The organism is Sanguibacter keddieii DSM 10542 (assembly GCF_000024925.1).
Taxonomy (GTDB): Bacteria; Actinomycetota; Actinomycetes; order Actinomycetales; family Cellulomonadaceae; genus Sanguibacter; species Sanguibacter keddieii.
This window is the reverse complement of the sequence record NC_013521.1, coordinates 3,372,867-3,397,289: the sequence shown is the minus strand read 5'-3', so window position 1 is coordinate 3,397,289 and position 24,423 is coordinate 3,372,867. Positions and strand designations below refer to the sequence as shown.

Sequence of the window (24,423 nt, the reverse complement as noted above, 5' to 3'; positions counted from 1 at the left end):
CTAACTTGCCTACTGGGGGTGTCTTGGCTGGTGGGAACCACCAGACGCCGCCTCCACCCAGGCCCTGGCCCTGGCCCGTGCCCACCTCCACCCGAGCCCTGACCCCGAGCCCGCCCCGGCCCCCAGCCCCCCAGAACCCGCCCCTACCCGCCGATCCGCGGGAACGCCGGCACAGGACGCCCGACCCCGGCGTCGAGCTGCGCGACGAGCCTCGCCGCCCCCTCCGGTACGAAGGGTTCGAGCTCGTGCGTCGCTACCCGGCACAGCTCCACCAGCGCGTCGACGACCCCCTCGAACCGGGCGGCGGCCTCGAGATCTCCGGCGTCGGCGGCCCGGGCGAGCCGCCAGGGCGCCTCGCCCTCGATGAACCTGTTGCCGTGCTCGACGAGCCCGGTGATGGCCTCGCAGGCGCTCCGGAGGTCGTACCGGGCGAGCGCGGCGTCGACGGCGTCCGGCAGGGCGCGCGCGGCTGCCCGAACCTCGACCCCGACCTCTGCGGTCGGCGGTGCCGACCAGCTCCGGTCACGGCGTGCCAGCGTCAGCGTGCGGGAGACGAGGTTGCCGAGCCCGTTGGCCAGGTCGCGGTCGTAGCAGCCCACGAGGCGCTCGACGGTGAAGTCGGTCGTCCCCACCGGCGCCGGGTCACGGGCCAGCCACCAGCGCAGGGCGTCGGGACCGTAGGTCGCTACCACGGTGGCCGGGTCGGCGGCCTGGCTCCCGCTCTTGGCGATCTTGGCGCCGTCGACCGTGAGGTAGTCGTGCACCAGGACCCGCGTCGGCAGCGGCAGCCCGGCCGAGAGCAGGAACGCGACCCAGTAGACGGCGTGGAACCGGGCGATGCCCTTGCCGAGCACGTGCGTGCGCTCGGCACCGCCGCCCCACCACCGGGCGAAGGGCTCCTCGACGCCGACGCCGACGTCGACCGCCACGCTGACCTCGACGGCCTCGCCCGCTGCACCGACGGACTCGCGTCCTCCGCGGACAGCGTCAGCCTCTCGGCCGACGGCGGCACCCCGGCCCGTCTCGCTCCCGTACCCCAGGCCGGTCAGGTAGTTCACGAGCGCGTCGAACCACACGTAGACGACCTGTCCCGGGTCGCCCGGGACCGGGACGCCCCACCCGCCCGCGCGGTCCGCCGGTCGCGACACCGAGATGTCGTGGACCTCGCCGGCGAGGAACCCCAGCACCTCGTTGCGACGCTGCCGTGGCTCGACCGCGACCTCGCCGCTCGCCACGAGTGCGGCCACCTGGTCCCGGTAGCGAGACAGCCGGAAGAACCAGTTGGTCTCCGTGACCTCCTGGACGGGCGTGCCGTGCTCGCCGCACAGCCCGTCGACCAGCTCGTCGGCGGCGTAGAACTGCTCGCAGCCGGGACAGTAGAGCCCGGTGTAGTCCTTCTGGTAGAGGTCCCCGGCGGCCCGGCACGCCTCCCAGAGCGCGACCACCCCGGGTGCGTGCCGCGGGTCGCTGCTGGTCCGCACGAACTCGTCCGTGCGCACCCCGAGGGCGTCGACCAGCTCGACGAACCTGTCGCCGTTGGCGGCGACCAGGTCGGCCACCGGGACGCCCGCGAGAGACGCCGCGCTGACGTTCTTCAGTGCGTGGTCGTCGGTCCCAGACTGGACCCGGACCTGCGCGCCGCGCAGCCGCCGGTGCCGGGCGAGGACGTCGACGTGGACGAGCTCGAGGGCGTGGCCCAGGTGCGGGCGGCCGTTGACATAGGGGATCGAGGTGGTGATGTACAGGTCGTCCATGGTGTCCTCCGGAGGGTGTGTGCGGTGTGCACGGGACGCTCTGCGGAGGTGATGACGCACGAAGGCCCCCGCAGTGCGGGGGCCTCGGTCCGACGAGTACGCGTGAGTCAGGCCCCCGGGTGGAGGCGCATCATCGTGGCGGTCGTCGAGAAGCTCATGGCTCGATCATGCCCGTGTGCCGGGTCGGAGGACAACTCACCGCACCGTCCGCTGCCGCCACAGCAACCACACGAAGTAGGGCGCGCCGATGAGGGCGGTCGTGAGACCGGCGGGGATCTGCGCCGGGGCGATGACCGTGCGGCCCACGGTGTCCGCGACCGAGACGAGCAACGCGCCCAGCAGCATCGCGACGGGGATCACCCGGCCGTTGCGCGAGCCGACGAGCGCCCGTGCGGCGTGCGGGGCGACGAGCCCCACGAACCCGACCACCCCGACGGCGCACACCGCGGCGGCGGTGATGAGCACGGTCGCCGACAGCAGCAGCAGCCGGGTGCGCTCGACCCCGACCCCGAGGGTGCGTGGCGTGTCCTCGTCGAGGGACAGCACGTCCATCTCTCGGCGCCGGGACAGCGCGAGCGGCGTCGCGACGAGCAGCACGAGCGCCACGGGCACGATCTGCGCCATGGTCCGTCCGTAGGTGGACCCGGACAGCCAGGTGAGCGCGAGGTTCGCGTTCCACGGCTGCACCACGACGATCACGAGGGTGGTGATCGCGGTCGCGCCCGCGCTCATCCCGACGCCGATGAGCACGAGGCGGTCGGAGCTCAGCCCGCCGCGGTACGACAGCAGGTAGACGAGCCCGAAGGCGACGAAGGCCCCGGCGGCCGCCGCGAGCGACATGGCCCAGACCGGGGCGCCGGGGACGAGCAGGATGACGGTCACCGCGCCGAGCCCGGCGCCGGCGGTCACGCCGAGCAGGCTGGGCTCGGCGAGCGGGTTGCGGCACACGGCCTGGACGAGGGTGCCGGCGAGCCCGAGCGCCGCACCGGCGAGCAGCGCTGCGAGCACGCGCGGCATCCGCTGGTCGAGGACGAAGGACACCTGCCGCCCGGCCTGGTCGGCGAACCAGTTCGACACGTCGCCGAGCAGCAGCATGCGGTCACCCAGCAGCACGGCCAGGAGGCCTGCGGCGACGAGCAGCGCCCCGAGCACGACGGTCACCACGACCGCGCGGCGGACGGTGCGCGGTCGCACGTGCGCGGTGGACCCTCCGGCGGCCGGGCCGGAGTCGCGGAGCCTGCGGGCGAGGAGCACGAGGGTCAGCGCGCCGAAGACGGTCGTGACGATGCCGGTGGGCACGGCCGCGCTGTACTGCCCGGGCAGCAGGAGCCGCAGCAGGACGTCTGCGCCGAGCACCACGACGACGCCGAAGAGCGCGGCGAGCGGCAGCAGCGTCGTGTGACGGCTCAGGCTGGGGACGGTCCGGGCCACGAGACGTGCGAGCACGGGTGCGCAGAGCCCCACGAAGCCGATCGGTCCGGCGACGGTGACGGCCGCGGCGGAGAGCAGCACCGCGACGCCGACGGTGAGCACGCGGGTGCCGCGGACGTCGACGCCGAGCACGCGCGCGGCGTCGTCGCCGAGGGCGAGCAGGTCGAGACGCCGCGCGAGCAGCGCCAGCCCGACCAGCCCGACGGCGACGACGGGCGCCGCGAGGGTCACGACGCGGGTCCCGGACTGCACGACGGACCCGCTGCCCCACGCGAAGAGCCCGAGCGTCTCCTGCTGGAAGAGGATGAGCAGCACGCTGGTGACGGCACTGAGCGCGAGGGTCGTCGCGGCACCCGCGAGGATGAGCCGGGTGGGGCCAGAGCTGCCGCCCTGCGAGAGTGCGAGGACGAGCCCGGCGGCCGCGAGCCCGCCGACGAAGGCGAGGAGCCCGGAGAGGTAGAAGGGCAGGGTGAGCCCGACGACGGCCGCGGCGACGACGGCGAGGTAGCCGCCGGCGTTGACCGCGAGGGTGTCGGGAGAGGCGAGCGGGTTGCGGGCGACGGACTGCAGCGCGGCCCCGGCGGCGCCGAGCGCCGCGCCGACGAGCAGGCCGGCCACGAGGCGGGGGAGCCTGGAGGCGACGAGCACCGCGGCCGCGGTCGACCCGTCGTCCTGCCCGAGCAGGGCTCGGACCACGTCGCCGAGCCCGAGACCCGCGGTGCCCTGCGTGAGGTGCACGGCGGCGAGCGCGACGACGAGCAGCGTGGTGGCGAGGAAGACCGCGCCGGTGCGCAGGAGCGGGTGCCGCCCGGTGGCCTGCGGCTGCTCGCCGCGACCGTCGGGCACGAGCGGGGTGGCTCGGTGGGCGACCCGCCCCTGCGCGGTGCTCACGCGGTGAGCGCGGCGACGAGGGCGTCGACGTACGCCTCGGCCGAGGCCGGGCCGCCGAACATCCAGATGCCGTCGGGGATGCGGTGCACGTCGCCGGCGGTCACGAAGGGCAGCTGCTCCCAGATGGCGTTGCCGGCGAGGCCGTCGGCGAAGGGGTCGTCCTCGCTGTCGCTCGCGGCGTAGAGGAAGGTGAGGTCCTGGGTGTCGGAGAGCGCGGTGAGGCCCTCGATGTCGGTCTGCGCGAGACCGTAGACGGGGTCGCCCTCGCCGGCCCAGGCGTTCTCGAGGCCCAGCTCGTCGGCGATGGCGCCGAGGAACGAGCCTGCGGTGTACATGCGGACGGAGACGGTGCCGTTGGTGATCCAGCCGTCGGCCATGGTGAAGGCGGCGCCGTCGACGCCCGCCTCCTCGAGGGTGGTCTTGGCGTCGGCGACCTTCGCGTCGAAGGACGCGAGGAGCTCCTCGCCCCGGGCGTCGGTGCCGGTCGCGGCGGCGAGGGTCTCGACGGTGCTGCGCATGTACCCGATCGGGTCGGTGCCGTCCGAGCCGCGGAGCACCACGACGGGCGCGATGTCCTCGAGCTGGTCGACGACGGCGTCGGTGGTGTCGGTGGTGACGGCGATGAGGTCGGGCTCGAGGGCGGAGATGGCCTCGAGGCTGGCCTCGCCGCGGGTGCCGACGTCGGGGGTGTCCTCGTCGAGGGCGATGGACGTGTCCCAGGTGTTGTAGCCGGCGACGTCGGCCTGGCCGACGATCGGTGCGCCGAGGGCGAGGAGGTTCTCGGTGAGGCCCCACTCGAGCGAGACGACGGCGGTGGCAGGTGCGTCGAGGGTGTGCTCGCCGCGCTCGTCGGTGTAGGTGACCGGGCCCGAGGAGGCTGCGGGGGCCCCGTCGGTGGTCTCGGAGCCGGCGGGCTCGGTGGTGCCGCACGCGGTGAGCGTGAGCGCGGCGGTGAGCAGCGCGGCGGGGAGTGCCAGCAGGCGGGACGTGCGCATGGGTGTCCTTCGGTGTGAGGTCAGGGCCGGAGCAGGCAGGGCCGGGACAGGTAGAGCAGCTGGAGGAAGAGCAGGTGCAGGCAGAGCAGGGGCAGGAGGGCTCGGGGCAGGCAGGGCAGCCCGCTCAGGCGGGCTGGGTGCGACGGGTGGTGTGGCGCCCGACGGGCTCGGTGCGGACGAGGTCGGTGGCCGGGTCGACGCTGACGTCGATGCGCAGGCCGTAGGTCTCGCTGAGCAGGTCGGCGGTGAGGACGTCGACGGGGGACCCGGAGGCCTGGACGACGCCGCTGCGGAGCAGGACGACGTGGTCGGCCACGGCTGCGGCCTGGTTGAGGTCGTGCAGGACGACGCCGACGGCGACGCCGTGGTCGTCGGCGAGGTCGCGCACCAGGTCGAGGATCTCGACCTGGTAGCGCAGGTCGAGGTAGGTGGTGGGCTCGTCGAGCAGGAGCACGCCGGTGTCCTGGGCGAGGCAGGTCGCGAGCCAGACGCGCTGCAGCTCGCCGCCGGAGAGCTCGTCGACGCCGCGGTCGGCCATGCCGGTGACCCCGGTGACCTCCATCGCGTGGGCGACGGCACGGGGGCCGTCGGCGTCGGTGCGGCGGTAGCGGGCCTGGTAGGGGTGGCGACCGTAGCCGACGATGTCGCGGACGGTGACCCCGTTGGGGGTCGGGCGGCTCTGCGACAGGAGGGTCACCTGGCGGGCGAAGTCCTTGGGCTTGAGCGCGAGGGCGTCCGGTGCGTCGGGCAGGCTCACGGTGCCCGAGGTGGGGCGGTGGAGGCGGGCGAGCGAGCGCAGCAGGGTCGACTTGCCGGACCCGTTGGGCCCGATGAGCGCGGTGACCCGCCCGGCGACGAGGTCGAGCGACGCGCCGTGCACGACGGTCGACCGGTCGTAGGCGAGGAACAGGTCGGAGCCGGCGAGCGAGGGGTGCTCGGCGGGTGCTCCGGAGCCGGTGGAGGAAGGCTTCACGTGGGTGAGGATAGCCTTACCTGCTGGGAATTCCGAGGGGTCGGGTGGCCGAGGGGCGACATCGGCTGTCCGATTCGCTGCTTGTGCCACGGGTTGACGGGTGAGACGTGGGTCACTACCCTCGACGGGCCCTTTCGGAACATGTTTTCGAAATTTCGATGACGAAGCCGGGCACGACGTCTCCAGACAGTCCCCTGACACACGAGGAAGTGCACCCATGGGATCCCCCACCCGCGGCACCCCCAGCCGCCCCCGAGCACGACGGCTCGCCGCCTGCGCGGGCGCCGTCGGAGCCGCGATGCTCGGCACCACCCTGGTCGCCGCGGCGCCCGCCCCCCGCAGCGACGGGTGCCGGTGCACCTGCCGCCGCCGTCGCCCCCGCTGCGGTCGCCGCGGCGCCCACGCCCGAGCAGACAGCCGTCCTCGAGCGGTACGTCACCGACACCTACGCCTCGCTCGCCGCGATGACCGACGACACCACCGGTCTGCCCGCCGACAACATCGGGGGAGACCTCGACCCCGCGAGCGCGTCCGCCTACACCTCGCCGACCAACATCGGCGGGTACCTGTGGTCCACGGTGATGGCCCGCGACCTCGGCATCGTCACCGTCGACGAGGCCTACGACCTCATGAGCACCACCCTCGCCACCGTCGAGGGCCTCGACCGCCACGAGCCCAGCGGCATGTTCTACAACTGGTACGACCCGGCCACCGGTGAGCGGGTGCGGAACTGGCCCGGCGACGGGGTGGTCGTCGACCAGTTCCTCAGCTCGGTCGACAACGGCTGGCTCGCCGCAGCGCTGCGCGTGGTCGCCGAGGCCGAGCCGCGGCTCGCCGACGAGGCCACCGCCGTCTACGACGACATGAACTTCGGTGCCTTCTACAACGCCGACGCCCTCCCCGACCGCGGCCTCGGTCTGCTCCGCGGCGGGTTCTGGGACGAGGTCCAGACCGAGGGCTCGGTCCCCGGGGACTACCTCGGGACCGGCACCGAGGTCTTCTACACCGGGCACCACTACGACACGCAGGTGTCCGAGACGCGCATCGCCACCTACCTGGGCATCGCCGAGGGCGACGTCCCGCCCGAGACGTACTACGCCACCTGGCGCACCTTCCCCGCCTCGTGCGACTGGGCGTGGCAGGAGTCGCGCCCGAGCGGCGTGACCCGCAGCTACCTCGGCGTCGACGTCTTCGAGGGTGCGTACAGCTACCGCGGCATGTCGATCGTCCCGGGCTGGGGCGGGTCGATGTTCGAGGCACTCATGCCCGACATGCTCGTCCCCGAGTCCGAGTGGGGCCCCACGTCGTGGGGCGTCAACCACCCGCTGTTCGTCGAGGCGCAGAAACAGCACGGCATGGACGAGGCCGGCTACGGCTACTGGGGCTTCTCCCCGGCGTCCAACCCCTTCGGCGGCTACGCCGAGTACGGCGTCGACCAGCTCGGCATGCGCGACGACGGGTACCTCTCCGACGGCGTCACCGACGTCGACGTCGACCGCTTCGGCTGCACCGAGGGCACGAACCCTGACCCCGAGTACCAGGACGGCGTCGTCACGCCCCACGCGTCGTTCCTCGGGCTGTCCTACGACCCCGAGGGCGTGCTCGCCAACCTGGCCGCCCTCGAGTCGGACTTCGACTCCTACGGCCCCGGCGGCTTCTACGACTCGATCGCCGTCCGCTCCGGCACCGTCGCCGAGAAGTACCTCTCCCTCGACCAGTCGATGATCGTCGCCGCGGTCGGCAACTACCTGCTCGACGGCGCCCTCCAGGACTACTTCGTCGACGAGCAGCTCGAGACGGCCCTGCGCCCGCTCATGGAGGCCGAGGTCTTCGCCGCCTCCGCCGAGCCCGTCGTCCCCGTCCTCGCGGCACCGGCCGCGGGCACGGTCCTCACCGACCCGCGCACCACGTTCTCCGGGACCGGCGAGCCCGGCGCGGAGCTGACGGTCAGCGCGACCCCGGTCGACGCGACGCTGCCCGAGGGCGACGCCGTCCCCGAGGTGGACGTAGCGCCCGAAGCCGACGCCGCGGCGCTCGCGGCCCAGACGCTCTGCACAGCTGCGGTCGACGCCGAGGGGGCCTGGTCCTGCGACGGTCAGACGGCGCTCGAGCCGGGCACCTACGTCCTCGCGATCTCGACGACCAGCACCGCGGGCGTCACCGTCCCGGGTGCGGCCGACGTGACCGTCGAGGTCGCAGCGGTCCCGACCGAGGAGCCGACGACGCCGGTGCCGACAGACCCGGCACCGACCGATCCTGCACCGGTCGCCCCGGCCCCGACCGACCCGGCGCCCGGGACCGACCCTGACGCCGCGGTGCCGGGCGACGGATCCGGCGCGGCGGACGGCGCTCCTGGCAGCGACCTCGCGCAGACCGGGGCGGGCGGCACCGTGCCGCTGGTCGTGCTCGGGGCCTTCGCGATCCTGCTCGGTGCCGCCGCGGTCGTCCTCGTCCGGACGCGTCGCCGGGACTGAGTCGCCACGACTGAGCCGCCGAGGCTGAGAGGCAGTCAGCAGAGCAGGCGGCAGCCGGCAGGGAGGTCGTCGCGGGAGGTCCTGCGGCGGCCTCCCTCTGCGCCGTGGGCCTCAGGGTCGTGCGTGGACGGGTCCGCGCACGATCTCCGGTGGTGGCGCTGTCGACGCGCGCTCGACCAGCGTCGTCGCCAGCTCTGCTCGCAGGGTGTGCCCTGTCCCCGAGCGGGCACGGTGCACGAGGTCGACGGCGGCTGCGCCCATCTCGACGAGCGGCTGGTGGACCGTGGTCAGCGCCGGGTCGAGCCACGCGGCGATCGGCAGGTCGTCGAAGCCGACGAGGGAGACGTCGTCGGGGACCCGCAGGCCCGCCTCGCGGACCGCGCGCAGCGCACCGAGCGCCGTGTCGTCGCTGCTCGCGACGATCGCGGTCGGACGGTCGTCGAGGGACAGCAGGTGCCACGCGCCCTCGTACCCGGCGTCGACCGCGAAGTCGCCCGAGCGCACGAGCGTGTCGTCCGGGGCGATGCCGGCCTGGATGAGAGCGGTGCGGTACCCGGCGAGCCGGGCGAGCGCGTTCGCCTGCGCGTCGTCACCGGTGATGGTCGCGATCCGGCGGTGCCCGAGCGCCACCAGGTGCGCGGTCGCGTCGAGACCTCCCTGCCAGTTGGTCGCCCCCACGCTCAGCAGCCCTTCGGGAGGGCGGACCCGTGGGTCGACCACCACCACGGGGACGAGGGCGTCGGCGAAGGCCAGGCGCTCCGACTCGTCCGGGACGGTCACGACGCTCACCGCACCGTCGGTCCCGCGCTCGAGCGCGTGCCCGACCCACGCCCCGCAGTCGTCAGGGTCGGGGTCCACGGTGATCACCAGGTCGTAGCCGTGCCGGCGGGCGCTCTCGGCAGCGCCCCGGACCACGGCCTCGGACCAGGTGCTCTCCAGGCTGACCACCCGGATGTCGACGAGACCCGTCGCCCTGCTCACCGGGCGGCGCACCTCGTGGCCGTGCGCCTCGAGCGCGGCACGGACCCGGGCGCGGGTGCCCGGCGAGACGTCGGGCCGCGAGTTGAGCACCTTCGAGACCGTGGGGACCGAGACGCCGGCCGCCGCCGCGACGACCGCGAGCGGGGTGCGTCCCGGAGTCGCCGGGGGCTGCGTGGTCAAGGAGGTCCCTCCGTCGGGGCTGGGCGGTCCTCCCGAGCCTAGGGGACCCGGAGAGGACCCCCACGACGAAGAGGGGGGTTAACCCCCTGTCGACCTAACCTACGGTTCCGTAGCGTTGCCGTCAGAGCGTCGGGGACCCCCGGTGCACCAGACGACGGACGGACGACGATGACGGCAACCAGTGCGGTGATGAACCCCAGCGAGGCGGTCTCGCCACGCAAGCGTCAGGTCAGCGACTTCTCGGAGCTCACCCGCGCGGTCCAGGAGACCGGTCTCATGCGCCGCCGCTACGCGCACTACTGGGGACGCTTCGCGCTGCTGTGCGCGCTGCTCGCCGGGGCCGTGGCGCTCATGGTCACGCTCGGTGACTCGTGGTGGCAGCTCGCCGTCGCCGGTGGCCTCGGTCTCCTGCTGACGCAGTTCGCCTTCCTCGGGCACGACGCCGCGCACCGCCAGATCTTCGACTCGGGCAAGTGGAACGACTGGGCGAGCCTCATCGTCGCCAACCTCTTCGGCGGCCTCAGCTACGGCTGGTGGCTGCACAAGCACTCCAAGCACCACCAGAAGCCCAACGTCGAGGGTGTCGACCCCGACATGCTCAACGGTGTGCTCACCTGGGAGACCAACACCCTCGAGAAGCCGAAGACCGGCATCAAGGCGTGGCTCGTCGCCCGCCAGGGCAACTGGTTCTTCCCGCTGCTCCTCCTCGAGGGCGTCAACCTGCACGTCGCCGGTCTGCGGACCATCCTCGGCAAGGGCCCGGTCAAGCGCCGCGGCACCGAGCTCACCCTCGTGAGCATCCGTCTCATCGGCTACGTCGCGGCCGTGTTCCTGCTCATGCCGGTCGGCCTCGGCTTCGCCTTCCTCGCCGTGCAGCTCGGTTCCTTCGGGTTCTTCATGGGCGCGTCGTTCGCCCCGAACCACAAGGGCATGCCGACCGTCGGCCCCGACGTGAAGATCGACTTCCTGCGCCGCCAGGTGCTCATGAGCCGCAACATCCACGGCGGACGCTGGGTCGCGGTGTTCATGGGCGGCCTCAACTTCCAGGTCGAGCACCACCTCTTCCCGTCCATGCCGAGCCCGGCGCTGCGCGAGGTGCGGCCGATGGTCAAGCAGTTCTGCGCCGACAAGGGCATCAAGTACACCGAGACGTCGCTCATCGAGTCGTACAAGATCGTCATCGACTACCTCAACCGGGTCGGGCTCTCGGCCCGCGACCCCTTCCAGTGCCCGCTGACCGCGCAGTTCCGGTCCGCTCGCTGACAAGCCCACACACTGCGCAGAGAGGCCCCGACCGTCACGGTCGGGGCCTCTCTGCTGTCTGGGAGCTGCGGTCTCAGGCGTCGCCGGCGGAGATGGCGAGGGCCTCGTCCTCTGCGCTCTCCGAGGGGACGTCGTGGTCCTGGGCGAAGGTCTTCCGGCCGAGGACCAGCACACCGATCGCCACGAGCACGGCGACCGCTGCGGTCCAGTACGGGGCGGGGAGCCCGAGGTGGTCGCGGATCGGCCCGGCGACGGCGGGGGCGATCGCGCCGCCCATGAACCGCACGCCGCTGTAGGTGGACGACGCCACGGAGCGGGGCAGGTCGGTCGACTCCATGACCGCCTCGGTGAGCGCGGTGTTGAGCACCCCGAGGAACAGCCCCGCGACGACGATCGCGGTGACCAAGACCGTGAAGTGGTCGGTGAAGGTCGCGAGGACCACGAAGTCGAGGGCCAGCAGCCCGAGCATCGCGTAGAGCACGGCGTGCAGGCCGAACCTGCGGGTGAGGCGCGGGGCCGCGACGACCGAGGTGATCGCCAGGCAGATGCCCCATCCGAAGAAGACGAGCCCGAGCTCGTGCGCGCCCACGTGGATGCCCACGGTCTCGGCCGCGGCCTCGATGGGGAACGGCGAGTACGCGAGCAGGACGAAGAAGCCGAAGTTGTAGAACAGCGCCGCGAGGGCGAGGGTGCGCAGGCCCGGCTTCTTGAGCGCCGAGAACGAGGCCGTCGCGGAGATCTTCGGTCCGGTGCTCGGGGCTGACCTGCCGAAGAACGCGACGATCGCGAGGAACCCGATCGCCATGAGTACTGCGGTGCCGAAGAACGGTGCCCGCCAGCTGACCTCGCCGAGCGCACCGCCCACCAGCGGCCCCACGGCGATGCCGATACCCAGCGCGGCCTCGTAGAGGATGATCGCGCTCGCGGTGCTGCCGCTGGCCGAGGCGACGATGGTCGCCAGGGCCGTCGAGATGAAGAGGGCGTTGCCCAGGCCCCACCCGGCGCGGAAGCCGATGATCTGGCCGATCGTGCCGGACGCCCCGGCGAGGGCGGCGAAGACGACGATGAGCGCCAGGCCGGCGAGCAGCGTCTTCTTGGCGCCGATGCGCGAGGACACCCAGCTCGTGAAGAGCATGGCGAGGCCGGTGATGAACAGGTAGCTGGTGAACAGCAGCATCACCTGACTCGAGGAGGCGTCGAGCTCGGCGGCGATCGAGGTGAGGATCGGGTCCACGAGGCCGATCCCCATGAAGGAGATGACGCAGGCGAAGGCGATGGCCCACACGACGCGGGGCTGCTTGAGGATGCTGGAGGAGCCCGGGGGGCTGCCCGCCTCGCCGTGCGGGGGCGCGGGGTGGGGTGCTGTGCTGCCGTGCTGGGGGCTGCTGGTGTGCTGGGTGGTGCTGGACGTCATCAGGTCACGCTTTCTAGATGGGTCCTGCGTCGGCCACCTCGCTGGTGAGACGGGCGAGGAGGTCGAGCGCACGGTCGAGCGTGCGCAGGTCGTCCTCGTCGAGCCCGGCGAGGTGGGGGGCGAGGGCCGTCGTGAGGGACGCGCGGTAGCGGGCCAGGGCGGCCCGTCCTGCGTCGGTGACGGAGACGGCGCTGGACCGTCGGTCGATGGGGTCGGGTCGTCGGGACACGAGCCCCTGGGCCTCGAGGCGCTTGACCATCTTCGAGACGGTCGGCTGCGAGGTGCGCTCGATCGCGGCGAGCTCGGTCACGCTGAGGTCTCCGCTGTGCGCGAGGTTCGAGAGCATGCGCCACATGGTGACCGACACGTCGACGTCGATCGCCTGCGCTGCCGTCCGGGCGAACCGGGAGCAGGCGACGACGAGGTCTCCGCCGAGGGTCGCCCGGTCGTGGGGCTGGCTGGCGGGGTGCGCGGTGGTGCTCTCTGCGGTCACGAGACCACTTTACATAGCCTGGCTATGTATCGCAACGGGCGGCGTCGCCGAGACGACCTGGAAGCCGCTCGCAGAAGGGGCTCGTCAGACCCAGCTGCGCAGCCACATGTGCGCACGCCAGAAGCTGTGCGGGATCTCCATCGCCGTCCACACGGGGTAGAAGAAGACGCTCACCGCCAGCACCAGGGCGAGCAGGGCCCCGATCACCCACGCCGCCCGGCGGCGCAGGCGTCTGTCGCCGCTCACCTGTTCCCACACGAGCACCAGCGCGAAGGTGAGCGTGAGGTACATCCACGGGGCGAAGGCGATCGTGTAGAAGGTGAAGATGGTCCGCTCGGGGAAGAACAGCCACGGCACCCAGCCCGCCACGATCCCGGAGAGCACCGCGACGGCCCGCCAGTCACGGCGCACCAGGAGCGCGTACAGCGCGACCACGACCGCCGCGGTCGCCAGCCACCAGATCAACGGGTTGCCCACCGACGTGATCGCCCGCGCGCACGCCTCGGCGCCGCACCCGCCCTCGAAGTTCTCCGTCTTGCGCCAGTAGAACGACGTCGGCCGCAGCTGCAGCAGCCAGCCCCACGGGTTCGCCATGTAGGTGTGGGGGTTGTCGAGCCCGGTGTGGAAGGCCAGCATCTTCTCGTGGTAGTGCCAGAACGAGCGCAGCGCCTCGCCCCAGCCGGTCACCACGTCCGGGACCCACCCCGGGTACGACCCCGGGTTCGACACGTACCACTGACGGTCGTAGGACCTCGGGTTCGCGAACCACGCCGACCACGACGCCAGGTAGGTCACCAGCACCGTCGGCAGCATCGCGGCGGCGGCCGGCACGGCGTCGAGCAGCAGCGACCCGACGTGCCACTGCCGCGCCCCCACCGCCCGCCGGGCGGACGCGTCCCACGCGACGGAGACCAGGCAGAAGACCGCCACGAAGTACAGCCCCGACCACTTGGTGCCGCAGGCGAGGCCCAGCGCCACCGCGGCCGCAAGGCGCCACCACCGGACACCGACGACCGGGCCGTCTCGCCCGACGCCACGGCCCGAGTCGACCATCGCGGCGGAGCGCGCCGCGAGCCTGCGCCGGAACCACTCCCGGTCCTTGACCAGCAGCGCGAAGGCGACCACCACCCAGAACATGAGGAACACGTCGAGCAGACCCGTCCGGGAGTGCACGATCGCCACCCCGTCGACCGCCATCAGCCCGCCCGCGACCACACCGAAGACCGTCGACCCGAAGACGCGCCGCGCCGTGCGTGCCACGAGGAACACCGCGACGACCCCCACCACGGCCGACGCGAGACGCCACGCCCACGCGTTCTCCGCGCCGCCCAGCCACATGCCGAGGGCGATCATCCACTTGCCGACGGGCGGGTGGACCACGTAGTCCGCAGCGGTGAGGAAGCTGTCCTGGTTCCCCGACTCGAACGCCGGGTTGGGCTCGTCGGGCCAGTCCGCCTCGTAGCCGAGGTTGAGGAGGGTGTAGGCGCCCTTGACGTAGTACGTCTCGTCGAACACCAGCGTGCTCGGGGTACCGAGGTTCACGAAGCGGATGACGCCCGCCACCACCGCGACGAGCAGCGGGCCGAGCCAGCCCCAGAGGCGGTCGTGCGCGGTGACGCTCAGCGACAGGACCCGGTCCGAGAACAGCCGCCGGAGCAGCGCCTGCTCGGTCTGCCCGGTGGGACGGTCCCGCTTGACCAGGTCGACGGTGGTCGTGGTGGGGCTGGTGCTGGTCGCGGCCGGCGAGGCCTCGTCAGTCTCCGCGTGCCGTCCAGACGGGCCTGCCGGCGGGGTAGGCGCGCCTGGTGTGCCGGCGTCGTACGCCCCGTTCGTCCCTGTCACGCCAGCCATCGTAGGGGGACATGGCAGGCTTGGCCCCATGACAGGCCGCCTCATCCTTGCCGGGACACCCATCGGGGACGTGGAGGACGCGTCACCGCGTCTGCGACGTCTCCTCGTCGAGGCCGACGTCGTCGCGGCCGAGGACACCCGACGGCTGCACGCCCTCGCCGGGCGCCTCGAGCTGAAGATGACCGGGAAGGTGCTCAGCTACCACGAGCACAACGAGTCGGCCCGCGCCGACGAGCTCCTCGACGTCGTCGAGTCGGGCGGCACGGTGCTCATCGTCACCGACGCCGGCATGCCCTCGGTCTCCGACCCCGGGTACCGGGTCGTCACCCGTGCCATCGAGCGCGGGCTCCCCGTGACGTCCGCCCCCGGACCCAGCGCCGTGCTCACCGCGCTCGCGGTCTCGGGCCTGCCGACCGACAGGTTCTGCTTCGAGGGCTTCCCCCCGCGCAAGCCCGGCGAGCGCGCCCGGACCTTCGAGCTGCTGGCCGACGAGCGCCGCACCATGGTGTTCTTCGAGTCCCCGCACCGCGTCGACCAGACCCTCGCCGCCATGGCGCAGGCCTTCGGCGCCGACCGCCCCGCCGCCGTGTGCCGCGAGCTCACCAAGACCTACGAGGAGGTCCTGCGCGGAGGGCTCGGCGAGCTGGCCGAGACGGCCGCCCAGGAGCAGCTGCGCGGCGAGATCTCGATCGTCGTCTCCGGCGCCCCGCAGCGCGAGACCGCCACGACCGCCGAGCTCGTCGCCGAGGTGCTGTCCCGCGTCGCCGGGGGAGAGCGCCTCAAGGAGGCCGTCGCCGGTGTCGCCGACGCCGCAGGCGTCCACAAGCGCGAGCTCTACGCGGCGGCGCTCGCGGCGAAGTAGAGGGCGAGGGTCAGGCGGAGGCGACCAGCTCGACGCCGGCTGCGGCCATGTCGACGCGGGCCTGAAAGCCCTGCTCGGGGGACACCGGGACGGTGAGGTCGGTGAAGACCCGTGTCGCCAGCCCGAGCTGGAGCGCGTCGAGCGCCGTGGCCTTGACGCAGTGCGACTCCGCGATCCCGACGACGTCGACCGCCTCGACGCGCGCCTCGCGGAGCACGTCGGCGAGCAGGCGCCCCTCGCTGTCGACGCCCTCGAAGCCGGAGTAGGCGGCCTGGTACTCGCCCTTCTTCACCGAGACGTCGGGCGCGAGGTCCGCGAGCGCCGGGTGCAGCTCGGCCTCGGCGGTCCCGGCGACACCGTGCGGCGGCCAGGTGTCGACGTAGTCGGGGGTGTCGCCGAAGTGCTCGCCCGGGTCGACGTGCCAGTCCTGCGTCGTCACGACGAGTGCGTAGTCGGCGCGGTGCGCGGCGGCGAAGCCTGCGACGGCGTGCGCGACCGCGTCGCCGCCGTCGACCCCGAGGGCGCCGCCCTCGCAGAAGGTCGGCTGGACGTCGACTACCAGCAGCGCGCGGCGGGGTGCGGGTCCGGGCTGTCCCGGCAGGCTCTGCGCGGCGTCTGTGCTCATCCGCCCACTCTAACCAGCACCCCCACCGGACCTCTCCCGGACATCCCCTGCACCACCCGGGCGACCCGCCGTAAGGTGCAGGCATGCCCCGTGAGATCGAGTTCCGCCGGATCCCTGGCCTGCCGCCGTACGTCTTCACGATCATCGACTCCCTCAAGCTGGCTGCGCGCCGCGAGGGACGCGACATCGTCGACCTCGGCTTCGGCAACCCCGACCTGCCCAGCCCGCAGATCGCGGTGGACAAGCTCACGGAGGCGGCGCACAACCAGCGCAACCACCGGTACTCCTCGTCCCGCGGCATCCCCAAGCTGCGCGAGGCCGTGGCCGACCACTACAAGCGGCGTTTCGACGTGACGCTCGACCCCGAGACGCAGGTCATCTCGACCATCGGCGCGAAGGAGGGCTTCAGCCACCTCATGTGGGTGCTGCTGCAGCCCGGCGACGCGGCGATCGTCCCCACGCCCAGCTACCCCATCCACATCTGGGGCCCGTACTTCGCCGGGGCGGACGCGCGCCAGGTGCCCATCGGCGACGGCACCGACGCCGCGGGGTTCATCGACCGTGTGATCGAGGCCTGGGAGCTCGGCTGGCCCAAGCCGCGTGTCGTGGTGCTGTCCTTCCCGCACAACCCGACGACCACGGTCGCGCAGCTGAGCGACCTGCAGCGTCTGGTCGACTGGGCCAAGGACCGCGACGTGGTGCTGGTCCACGACCTCGCCTACGCGGACATGACCTTCGACGGCTTCACGCCGCCGTCGATCATGCAGTGCGAGGGGGCGACCGAGGTCGCCGTCGAGCTGTACTCGATGACCAAGTCGTTCTCCATGGCGGGCTGGCGGGTGGCGTTCCTCGTCGGACGCGAGGACGTGGTCGGGGCGCTCGCCAAGCTGAAGAGCTACCTCGACTACGGCACCTTCCAGCCGATCCAGATCGCGGCGACCGTGACCCTCAACGAGGCGACGGACTTCCCCGCCGAGGTGTCGGCGGTCTACGAGTCCCGCCGCAACGCCCTCGTCGACGGCCTCAACCGCATCGGGTGGGAGATCGAGCGTCCCGGCGGCACCATGTTCGTCTGGGCGCGCATCCCCGAGCCCTACCGCCACATGGGCTCGATCGAGTTCGCGACCCACGTCATCGAGCAGTGCGACGTCGCGGTCTCGCCGGGCGTCGGCTTCGGCGCCGGCGGCGACGACCACGTGCGCTTCGCCCTCATCGAGAACGAGCACCGGATCGGCCAGGCCGTCCGCGGCCTCAAGAAGGGACTGACGCTGCTGTGACCGCACGCCTCCGGACGACGGGCCCCCGCCCCGCCCTGCGACCTGCGGCCCTCGCGCTCGCGCTGACCCTCACCGTCGCCGCGTGCTCCTCGGACGACGACGCGCCGTCGGCGCCGACCGCCACGGCCTCGGCCTCCGTCGACCCGGACGACCCCGCGGCCGAGCCCACGGACGACACCTCGGCCGGTGCCCTCGACCCGCGCGACGACGTCGTCGAGTCGGTGACGGCGACGGTCGGCGAGCCGCTCGCGACCGGCCTCGCCGCGCCGTGGGGCCTGGCCCAGCTGCCCGACGGCGACTGGCTCGTCACCGAGCGCGACACCCGCGCCGTCAAGCTCGTCCCGGCGGACGGCTCGACCCCTGCCGTGCTCACCGGGCCGGGGGCGGACGAGCTCGTCGACGGGACGACCGGGACGAACGAGGGCGGTCTCCTCGGCGTCGCGCTCTCCCCGACCTTCGACGACGACGGCCTCGTCTTCTTCTACCGCACCGCCGAGGACGGCAACGAGGTGCTCAGCGGTGCGCTCGACGGCACGGTGCTCGGCGAGCTCACCCCGATCCTCTCCGGCATCCCGGCAGGGTCCACCCACAACGGCGGACGGCTCGCCTTCGGGCCCGACGACCAGCTGTACGTGACGACCGGCGACTCGGGCTCGACCATCCTGGCCCAGCACCCCGACTCCCTCGGCGGCAAGATCCTGCGGATCGCCCCGGACGGGTCGGTGCCTCGTGACAACCCCGTGCCTGGCTCACCCGTGTGGAGCCTGGGGCACCGCAACGTCCAGGGGCTCGGCTGGGCCGACGACGGTCGCATGCTCGCCTCCGAGCTCGGGCAGGACGACCTCGACGAGCTCAACCTCGTGGTCTCCGGCGGCAACTACGGCTGGCCGGCCGTCGAGGGGCCCGGCGGGACGTCACAGGGGTTCGTCGACCCCCTCGTCAGCTGGCCGACGGCGGACGCCTCTCCGAGCGGGCTCGCCGTCACCGACGAGGGCGTCTACGTGGCCGCGCTGCGCGGGGAGGCCCTGCTGCGCGTCCCGCTCGCGGCCGACGGTGTGGGTCAGCCGCAGGCGCTGCTCGACGGCGAGCTCGGGCGCCTGCGCGCCGTGGTCGTCGGGGCCGACGGCGACCTCTACGTCCTCACCAACAACTCCGACGGTCGCGGGGAGCCGCGCGACGGCGACGACCGCCTCGTCCCGGTGACCATCACCGAGGACTGACGTGCCCGAGGAGCCGGCGGCGATCGTCGCCGCCGAGGCGCCGCGCCCGGGGGCCCCGGCGCGCCGCCTCGTCGAGGACCACCACCGGCGCGCCGCCGCCGCCCGGGCCGTGCTCGACCACCTCGACGGTGTCCGCGCGCGCGTCGCCGCCCAGGTGCACGACGACCGTGCGCGGCGCGTCCGCGCGGAGCTCGACGGGCTCACCGTCGACCGCCTCGCGGAGGTCACCGACCGGAACCTGCGCGTGCGCGCCCTCGCCGCGGCGGGCTTCACCACGGTGGGCTCCCTGCTCGACGCGACCCCCGAGCAGCTCGAGACGCACGACGGCATCGGTCCGCACACCGCACGGACCGCCGTCGCCGCCGCCCAGCAGCTCGCCGACGCGACGGCGACGGGGCTCTCGATGCGCATCACCCTCGACCGTGACGACGCCTCGGGGACACGCCTGCTCGGCTCCCTCGAGGTGCTGGTGCGCCTCGGGCCCGAGGTGGAGCCCCACCGCCGCGACCTCGACGACTACTCCCGAGCCGTCGAGCCGCTCGTCGGCGCCGCCCGTCCCGCGACGCGACCGCTGACCTTCCTGCTGCGTCGGGGGCAGGCACGTCGTCGGGCGACCGACGCCCTGGTCGCCCTCGCCGGGTGGGACCCGTGGGTGCGGGCGACCGGGCTCGACCGGCTCCTGGACCGCCTCGCGACCGCCCGCGCCGAGCACGGGCCTGGCCCGCTCGCGGTGTGGGACGACTTCGAGCGTCGCTCGGCCGAGTACTACACCGTGCTCGGAGAGATCGTCCCGGTCGCGCGCGACGTGCTCGCCTCCCACGGCATGCTCCCCTCCGAGCTGGCCGACCGGGTCGCCGCGGTCGAGCTCGACACGACGCTCCTCGACGTCAGCCTGCGCGGCTACCAGGCCTTCGGGGCCCGGTTCGTGCTCAACCAGGGGCGCGTGCTGCTGGGCGACGAGATGGGCCTCGGCAAGACCGTCCAGGCGATCGCCGTCATGGCGCACCTCGTGGCCTCGGGGGCCACGCACGTGCTCGTCGTGTGCCCGGCGAGCGTGCTCGTCGGCTGGCTCCGTGAGGTCGACCGGCGGTCGTCGCTGCGCGCCTGGCGCCTGCACGGCCCGGACCGGGACGCCGCCGCGGCGTCCTGGCTCGCCGAGGGCGGGGTGGCCGTGACGACCTTCGAGGGGCTGCGGCACGTGCCGCTCGCCGCCGGGGAGGTCCTCGACCTGCTCGTCGTCGACGAGGCGCACCTCGTCAAGAACCCCCGCGCCCAGCGGTCGCAGGACGTGGCCGCGTGGGCCGACCGCTGCTGGCGGGTGCTCCTCATGACCGGGACACCGCTCGAGAACAGGCTCGAGGAGTTCCTCGGTCTCGTCCGGGTGCTCCAGCCCGCCCTCGTCGACGCCCTGCCCGCCCACCTGCGGCTCGTCGGCGCCGACGTCCTGCGGCACTCCATGGCCCCGGTGTACCTGCGTCGCAACGCCGTCGACGTGCTCGTCGAGCTCCCCGACCTCGTCGAGCTCGACGAGTGGGAAGAGCTCACCCCGGCGGGCGAGGCCGTCTACGCGGCGGCGGTCGCCGCCGGGAGCTTCATGGACATGCGCCGGGCCGCCTTCGCGACCGCCGACCCGGCGGAGTCGAGCAAGCTCGGGCGGCTGCTCGAGATCCTCGAGGACGCCGCCGAGAGCGGCGAGAAGGTCGTCGTCTTCTCGTACTTCCGCGACGTCGTCGACCTCGTGCGCCGCACCGTCGCCGAGACCCGGCCCGACGCCGTCTACGGCCCCCTCTGGGGCGGGGTCGCCGCCGAGGACCGGCAGGCCGCGGTCGACGACTTCACCGCGGCCCCTCCGGGCGCCGTGCTCGTCGCCCAGGTCGACGCCGGGGGAGTGGGCCTCAACATCCAGGCCGCGAACGTCGTGGTCATCTGCGAGCCCCAGCTGAAGCCGACCACCGAGGCGCAGGCCGTCGCCCGGGTCCGCCGGATGGGCCAGGTGCGCTCGGTGCGCGTGCACCGCCTGCTCGTCGAGGGGAGCGTCGACGAGCGCATCCGCGAGCTGCTGACCGCCAAGTCGCGGGTGTTCGACGAGTACGTCCGCGAGTCCGCCATGGCTGCCGGCACCGAACGGGCCGTCGACGTCACCGAGGCGGTGCTCGCCCGGGAGGTGGTGGAGGCCGAGCAGGCCCGGCTCGGCTACGGGCCGGTCTGGGACGGCCTCGGGGCCTGACAGCCTCCCCGGGTGCCGGGGTTACGGGCCTTCGGTAGCCTCCCTGGGACACACCGAGACCTCGCGCAGCAGGTCAGCGCCCCACGAGAGGACCCCGATGCCCGATCTCCGGACCACCGCCGCCCGACGTGCTGATGGTGCCCGAACCCCGAGCACCCGAGGCGGTGCAGGCACGACCGTGCTCGCCGTGCTCGTGACGGGAGCGCTCGCGGCCTGCTCGTCGGACGACGAGGGCCTCGACACCACCCCCGGCGGGCAGGTCGCCTACGCGTGCGCACTCGCCGAGCAGATCGGTGACGAGCACCCCGCCCCGGAAGACTGGGGCACCGCGATCGGCGCCGACGCGGAGCCCGGCGCGGTCGCCGCGTCCGCGCTCGCCGCGCTCCTCGGCGGGGCGACCGGCTTCGCGCACCCCGACCACCCGGAGCTCGCCGAGCCGGCCGCGGACATCGTCCGGTCGGTCCAGCGGATGGACCTGGCCGGGATCGAGGACGGTCTCACCGGCGTCCGCGCGGCCTGCGTCGACGTCGACGGCACGCCACCGGAGGACCTCGGCCAGGCCGGGCAGGTGGCCTACGCCTGCGACCTCGCCCGGCACGTGACCGACGAGCGTGGAGAGGTCTCCACGTGGGGCGGGGTCGCCGAGGACCCGGCGTGGACCGAGACCATGGCCGCCGCGGCCCTCGTCGGAGCGTTCACGGGCGGGCCCGTCCCCGGCGCCGAGGACCTGGGAGACGCCTCGGCCGACGTCGTCGCGGGCGTCTCGAGGGCGGACGCCGAGCAGGTGCAGGCCGGGCTGGAGGACCTCGTCGGGTCCTGCCCGTCCTGACCGGTGCAGGGCCGGGGTGCCGTCGCCGTCTCGGCGGGGAGACCGGCGGCGGACCTCGTCGCCCAGACGTTCTAGCATTGACCCCATGGCCCACGACGAGACCGCAGCGCCCACCGGGACGCAGTCCTTCTACCTCACCACCCCGATCTACTACGTGAACGACGCCCCGCACATCGGGCACGCGTACACGACGGTCGCGGGCGACGTCCTGACCCGCTGGCACCGCCAGCGCCAGGAGCGCGTCTGGTTCCTCACGGGGACCGACGAGCACGGGCAGAAGGTCATGCGCACCGCCGAGGCCAACGGCGTGACGCCGCAGGAGTGGGCCGACCGCCTCGTCGAGTCGTCGTGGGAGCCGGTCCTCGAGACCCTCGACGCCCGCAACGACGACTTCATCCGCACCACGCAGCCGCGCCACACCGAGCGGGTCCAGCGGTTCATCCAGGACCTGCACGACAAGGGCGAGATCTACGCGGGCTCCTACGAGGGTCCCTACTGCGTGGGCTGCGAGGAGTACAAGCTCCCCGGTGAGCTGCTCGACGGCACGGGGGAGTACGAGGGCCTCAAGCTCTGCCCGATCCACAGCCGCCCGGTCGAGATGCTCTCCGAGCAGAACTACTTCTTCAAGATGAGCGCCTACGCCGACCGCCTCCTGGCGCTCTACGAGGAGCACCCGGAGTTCGTGCAGCCGGCCAGCGCGCGCAACGAGGTCCTCGCCTTCGTCAAGGGCGGGCTGCAGGACCTCTCGATCTCGCGGAACACCTTCGACTGGGGCATCCCCATCCCGTGGGACACCTCGCACGTGCTGTACGTGTGGTTCGACGCGCTGCTCAACTACGCGACCGCCATCGGCCTCGACAGCGACGACGAGGCCGAGCGCGAGCGCTTCGCCTCCACGTGGCCGGCCGACGTCCACCTGGTCGGCAAGGACATCCTGCGCTTCCACGCGGTGATCTGGCCCGCGATGCTCATGGCCGCGGGGCTCCCGCTGCCCAAGACGGTCTTCGCGCACGGGTGGCTGCTCGTGGGCGGCGAGAAGATGAGCAAGTCCAAGCTCACCGGCATCGCCCCGACGCAGATCACCGACGTGTTCGGCTCGGACGCCTTCCGCTACTACTTCATGCGGGCCATCCCCTTCGGGCAGGACGGCTCGTTCTCGTGGGAGGACCTCTCGGCGCGCTACAACGCCGAGCTCGCCAACGGCTTCGGCAACCTCGCCTCGCGCGTCGCCGCCATGATCTCGAAGAACTTCGGCGGCTCGCTCCCGCGCCCCGGCTCCTCCGGCGACGCCGAGACCGCCCTCCAGCAGGTCGCGGCGAAGGCCGTCGCCGAGGCCGAGGCCGCGATCGACCGCATCTCGCCCAACGAGGCGATCAACGCGGTGTGGGCCCTCGTCGACGCCACGAACCTCTACCTCACCGAGCAGGAGCCCTGGAAGGTCGCCAAGCTCCCGGGGGAGACCACCGAGAGCGGCGCCGGCGTCGAGGGCGGGCGCCTGGCGACCATCCTCGTGACCGCCGCGGAGGCGCTGCGCACCCTCGCGGTGCTCCTCAACCCGGTGGTGCCCAAGGCGGCAGAGGGACTGTGGACGGCGCTCGGCGCCGAGGAGCCGCTCGGCCCGCTCGGTGCGCAGCCGGTGCAGACGGCGGCCGAGTTCGGCCAGCTGCCCGCCGGCACCCGTGTCACCAAGGGCGCCTCGCTGTTCCCGCGCCTCGACGAGGTCTGACGCCTGTGGGTCGCAGCCGTGAGCGCGGGTGGCCGGCGGCGCCCGAGGCGCTGCCGTCACCCGTGGTCGACAACCACACGCACCTCGACTCGATCGGGCACGTGCTCGGCCCCGACGACGAGGTGCCCAGCGTCGAGCGGCTGATCGCCGACGCGGTCGCCGTCGGCGTGACCCGCATGGTCCAGGTGGGGTGCGACGTCCCGGCGATCCGCTTCACGGACCAGGTGGTCCGTGAGCACCCCGAGCTGCTCGGCGCCGTCGCGATCCACCCGAACGAGGCCCCGCTGCACGCGGGGGTGCGCGAGCGTGGCCCGGACGGGCTCGAGGCGACCGTGCGCGACCACCACGCCGTCTCCCTGGACGACGCGATCGCGCTCGTGGCGGACCTCGCCCGCGGCAACGACCGCATCCGGGCCGTCGGCGAGACCGGTCTCGACCTCTTCCGCACCGGTGAGGCCGGACGAGCCGCGCAGCGCGAGTCGTTCCGGGCGCACGTGGCGCTCGCCAAGGAGCTCGGCCTCGCGCTGCAGATCCACGACCGCGACGCGCACGCGGAGGTGCTCGAGGTGCTGCGGACCGACGGTGCCCCCGAGCGCACCGTGTTCCACTGCTACTCGGGCGACGCGGAGATGGCCCGCGAGTGCGTGGCCCAGGGCTGGTACCTGTCCTTCGCGGGGCCCGTCACCTTCAAGCCGAACGAGGGGCTGCGCGACGCCCTCCGCGAGGTCCCGCTGTCCCAGGTGCTGGTCGAGACCGACGCCCCCTACCTCACCCCGCACCCGTTCCGCGGTCGCCCGAACGCGCCGTACCTCGTCCCTGTGACGATGGCGACGGTCGCCGAGGTCAAGGGCGTCTCGCTCGACGAGGCCTGCCGCGGCGTGGCCGCGACCTCGGAGGACGTCTACGGCACCTGGTGACCGCGCGCGACCGCCTGCTGGCCCGGCCCGGCGGGGCGGG

At 73.2% G+C, this 24,423-nt stretch carries 18 protein-coding genes; 9 read left to right on the top strand and 9 right to left on the bottom strand.

Translation table 11 applies throughout. The annotated features are described in order from the left end of the window. Positions 1-143 precede the first annotated feature (143 nt). The 4 genes from SKED_RS14980 to SKED_RS14965 form a co-directional block, all read right to left on the bottom strand. The gene (locus tag SKED_RS14980; protein ID WP_012868018.1) at positions 144-1,754 is read right to left on the bottom strand and encodes a methionine--tRNA ligase; all 1,611 of its coding nucleotides are present in this window, start codon (positions 1,752-1,754) and stop codon (positions 144-146) included. A gap of 195 nt (positions 1,755-1,949) precedes the next feature. Further along, the gene (locus tag SKED_RS14975) at positions 1,950-4,076 is read right to left on the bottom strand and encodes an iron ABC transporter permease (RefSeq protein WP_012868017.1); all 2,127 of its coding nucleotides are present in this window, start codon (positions 4,074-4,076) and stop codon (positions 1,950-1,952) included. After that, positions 4,073-5,071: an ABC transporter substrate-binding protein gene (locus SKED_RS14970; protein WP_012868016.1), complete on the bottom strand. Its 999-nt coding sequence runs from the start codon at positions 5,069-5,071 to the stop codon at positions 4,073-4,075. The genes SKED_RS14975 and SKED_RS14970 overlap by 4 nt, the downstream gene beginning before the upstream one ends. 124 nt (positions 5,072-5,195) lie before the next feature. Further along, a complete protein-coding gene (locus tag SKED_RS14965; RefSeq protein ID WP_012868015.1) occupies positions 5,196-6,044 on the bottom strand; it encodes an ABC transporter ATP-binding protein in 849 nt (282 codons plus the stop codon). A gap of 209 nt (positions 6,045-6,253) precedes the next feature. Here SKED_RS14965 and SKED_RS19595 point away from each other — a divergent pair, with 209 nt between their 5' ends. Next, positions 6,254-8,518 (top strand): glucoamylase family protein, encoded by a 2,265-nt coding sequence (locus SKED_RS19595; RefSeq protein WP_012868014.1) that lies wholly within the window; start codon positions 6,254-6,256, stop codon positions 8,516-8,518. A gap of 111 nt (positions 8,519-8,629) precedes the next feature. Here the strand turns inward: SKED_RS19595 and SKED_RS14955 are convergent, their stop codons facing one another. After that, entirely contained in the window at positions 8,630-9,679 is a 1,050-nt protein-coding gene (locus SKED_RS14955; RefSeq protein ID WP_012868013.1) for a LacI family DNA-binding transcriptional regulator, read from the bottom strand. A 168-nt stretch (positions 9,680-9,847) separates the two neighbouring features. On the opposite strand from SKED_RS14955, the gene SKED_RS14950 reads away from it, so the two are divergent. Then, the gene (locus tag SKED_RS14950; protein ID WP_143755766.1) at positions 9,848-10,942 is read left to right on the top strand and encodes a fatty acid desaturase family protein; all 1,095 of its coding nucleotides are present in this window, start codon (positions 9,848-9,850) and stop codon (positions 10,940-10,942) included. 73 nt (positions 10,943-11,015) lie between these two features. On the opposite strand, the gene SKED_RS14945 is transcribed toward SKED_RS14950, so the two are convergent. From SKED_RS14945 to SKED_RS14935, 3 genes are all read right to left on the bottom strand, one after another. Further along, entirely contained in the window at positions 11,016-12,356 is a 1,341-nt protein-coding gene (locus SKED_RS14945; protein WP_012868011.1) for an MFS transporter, read from the bottom strand. A gap of 13 nt (positions 12,357-12,369) precedes the next feature. Continuing rightward, positions 12,370-12,849, bottom strand: coding sequence for a MarR family winged helix-turn-helix transcriptional regulator (locus tag SKED_RS14940; protein WP_012868010.1), 480 nt, complete (start codon positions 12,847-12,849; stop codon positions 12,370-12,372). Between the two features lie 84 nt (positions 12,850-12,933). Then, positions 12,934-14,700: a dolichyl-phosphate-mannose--protein mannosyltransferase gene (locus tag SKED_RS14935; RefSeq protein WP_425358122.1), complete on the bottom strand. Its 1,767-nt coding sequence runs from the start codon at positions 14,698-14,700 to the stop codon at positions 12,934-12,936. A gap of 28 nt (positions 14,701-14,728) precedes the next feature. On the opposite strand from SKED_RS14935, the gene rsmI reads away from it, so the two are divergent. Beyond that, positions 14,729-15,562, top strand: a complete 834-nt coding sequence (rsmI, locus tag SKED_RS14930) for a 16S rRNA (cytidine(1402)-2'-O)-methyltransferase (protein WP_012868008.1) — start codon at positions 14,729-14,731, stop codon at positions 15,560-15,562. Positions 15,563-15,572: 10 nt separating this feature from the next. Here rsmI and SKED_RS14925 read toward each other — a convergent pair whose 3' ends face one another. Continuing rightward, positions 15,573-16,187 (bottom strand): isochorismatase family protein, encoded by a 615-nt coding sequence (locus tag SKED_RS14925; protein WP_012868007.1) that lies wholly within the window; start codon positions 16,185-16,187, stop codon positions 15,573-15,575. A gap of 83 nt (positions 16,188-16,270) precedes the next feature. Here SKED_RS14925 and SKED_RS14920 point away from each other — a divergent pair, with 83 nt between their 5' ends. From SKED_RS14920 to SKED_RS14895, 6 genes are all read left to right on the top strand, one after another. Beyond that, a complete protein-coding gene (locus tag SKED_RS14920; protein ID WP_012868006.1) occupies positions 16,271-17,464 on the top strand; it encodes an aminotransferase class I/II-fold pyridoxal phosphate-dependent enzyme in 1,194 nt (397 codons plus the stop codon). Further along, positions 17,461-18,684 (top strand): PQQ-dependent sugar dehydrogenase, encoded by a 1,224-nt coding sequence (locus tag SKED_RS14915; RefSeq protein ID WP_012868005.1) that lies wholly within the window; start codon positions 17,461-17,463, stop codon positions 18,682-18,684. Before SKED_RS14920 ends, SKED_RS14915 begins: the two co-directional genes overlap by 4 nt. A 1-nt stretch (position 18,685) precedes the next feature. Then, positions 18,686-20,911, top strand: a complete 2,226-nt coding sequence (locus tag SKED_RS14910; protein WP_012868004.1) for a DEAD/DEAH box helicase — start codon at positions 18,686-18,688, stop codon at positions 20,909-20,911. Between the two features lie 97 nt (positions 20,912-21,008). Further along, on the top strand, positions 21,009-21,740 hold the full coding sequence (locus SKED_RS14905) for a hypothetical protein (protein ID WP_012868003.1): 732 nt from the start codon (positions 21,009-21,011) through the stop codon (positions 21,738-21,740). 85 nt (positions 21,741-21,825) lie between these two features. Then, positions 21,826-23,466, top strand: a complete 1,641-nt coding sequence (metG, locus tag SKED_RS14900; protein WP_012868002.1) for a methionine--tRNA ligase — start codon at positions 21,826-21,828, stop codon at positions 23,464-23,466. A gap of 5 nt (positions 23,467-23,471) precedes the next feature. Continuing rightward, positions 23,472-24,383, top strand: a complete 912-nt coding sequence (locus SKED_RS14895) for a TatD family hydrolase (protein ID WP_012868001.1) — start codon at positions 23,472-23,474, stop codon at positions 24,381-24,383. Positions 24,384-24,423 lie beyond the last annotated feature (40 nt).